This is a genomic window from Plantactinospora sp. B6F1, from assembly GCF_040120695.1.
Taxonomy (GTDB): Bacteria; Actinomycetota; Actinomycetes; order Mycobacteriales; family Micromonosporaceae; genus Plantactinospora.
Window position 1 is genome coordinate 1 of record NZ_JBEEAC010000080.1, and the last position, 1,765, is coordinate 1,765.

Below are 1,765 nucleotides of genomic sequence, written 5' to 3' on the forward strand. Positions count from 1 at the left end.
GCCGGACCCGGGCTGCCGCGTTCATGCCACCACCAGCCGGATACCTCATCACCCCGACCTACCCAAACCATCGACGCGGATCACGCGGACACGTCGAGGGACGTCAGCCTTTCAACCTCTGTAGCCGGACCCGCACCGTCTGGCAGTACCGGCACGCCCCGTCGTTGTCAGGGCTGCTTCCCACCCTCCCCGGCGTCCCCCGGATCAGGCTGCCCCCAGCTTCACGCGACCGCTGCGACGGCCACGCGGTGAAGGTCTCCCACCTCCACTCGGTTCAACAGCGCCTCGCGGCGCACGAGTGCGTCGATGAACAGCACGGGGTACACGCGGTCGAGGGGACGTTGCCGCCAGGCTTCCATCTCCTCAAGGACGCTGTCGGTGACCCTGCTGATCAGCTCCCGCGACACGTCCGCGTCGTACACGTCGGCCAGATGCGCGGCGATCTCCCCGGTCGTCAGCCCATTCGCATACAGCGACAGAATCGCCTCGTTAAACCCGTCGAGACGGCGGGCGTGCTTCGGCACGATCCGCGGCGCGAACGACCCGACCCGGCCCCTCGGGACCTGGATGCGCACCGGTCCGACCTCGGTCTGGACGGTCTTGGCTCCGTGACCGTTGCGGATGTTCGTCCGCCGACCCGGTCGCCTCATCGACACCGGCCTCGTCGAGGTGAGCACCGAGTTCGGCGTCCAGTGCCGATTCCAGGACACTGCGGGTAATCCCCGCGAGGAGTCCACCAGGCCCGACCAGAGACACCCCGTCGGCCTTGGCCCGCTCCACCAGTTGCTGAGCGAACTCCATTTCCGCTGCCGTCGGCCGCGGTAGTTGAGCAGCGTTCTTCTTGTCTGCCATGACGTGGTCCTTCCCGGACAGGATCGACGTCCTGACCAACGGACCACACCCAGGTCAAACACGGAAATCTAGGCTCTGTCTCACATTCGGCTCTGTCTCACAACATTCGGCTCTGTCTCACATTCGGTGGTGACCGAGGGTGGTCGATGTCGTTGAGGTCATGTGTGCAAGATCGATGATCTTACGAAGATGTTGTTCTCGGGGCTGTCCCCGCTGGTGATCGATGAGGTCACGGACGAGGGCGAGCGGATCCTGGTGCGGGCTCGGACTCCTGGAGGGACGGCGGCATGTCCGGGCTGCGAGGCGGTGACGGGCCGGGTGCACGGGTATCACCAGCGGACTCTGGCGGATGTGCCGGTCGATGCCCGGCCGGTAGTGGTGCGGGTACGCGTACGCCGTCTGGTATGCCCGACGAGGGGCTGTCGTCGCACGTTCCGGGAACAGCTTCCGGGTGTTCTGGAGCGTTACCAGCGCCGCACGTCCCGGTTGATTTCCCAGGTCGCTGCGGTGGTGCGTCATCTGGCTGGCCGGGGCGGTGCTCGCCTGTTGTCGGTCCTGGCGATGGTCGTCATGTCCCGTCACACTGCGCTGCGGGCGCTGCTACGCGTTCCGCTGCCCGAGCGGCGGGTTCCCCGCGTGCTCGGAGTCGACGACTTCGCGCTGTGCCGCCGTCGCCGTTACGCCACCGTCCTGATCGACGCGGTCACCCGCCAGCGCGTCGATGTGCTGCCCGACCGCAAGGCCCACACGTTAGAGACGTGGCTGCGTGAGCATCCCGGTGTCGAGGTGGTGTGCCGGGACTCCTCCGGCGCCTACGCCAACCCTCGGGAAATGCATCAGACGGGCGAGAAAGTCGCAGCTGGCATGGTGAAGGCGGGGCTTGGAGCTTAGCGGAGCGCACGTTAGCGCACGG

At 66.7% G+C, this 1,765-nt stretch carries 1 protein-coding gene and 1 pseudogene; one reads left to right on the forward strand and one right to left on the reverse strand.

The window, feature by feature from the left end:
• Positions 1–221: 221 nt before the first annotated feature.
• Complete coding sequence (locus tag ABNF97_RS33825; protein ID WP_349341052.1) at positions 222–650, reverse strand: transposase; 429 nt, start codon at positions 648–650, stop codon at positions 222–224.
• Between the two features lie 391 nt (positions 651–1,041).
• Here ABNF97_RS33825 and ABNF97_RS33830 point away from each other — a divergent pair.
• Positions 1,042–1,671: pseudogene (locus ABNF97_RS33830) on the forward strand (transposase family protein); the annotation flags it as partial.
• Between the last annotated feature and the right edge of the window lie 94 nt (positions 1,672–1,765).

Coding starts and splice junctions, on each gene's coding strand:
- ABNF97_RS33825 (WP_349341052.1), bottom strand. CDS start 650: ATGAGGCGACCGGGTCGGCGGACGAACATCCGCAACGGTCACGGAGCC.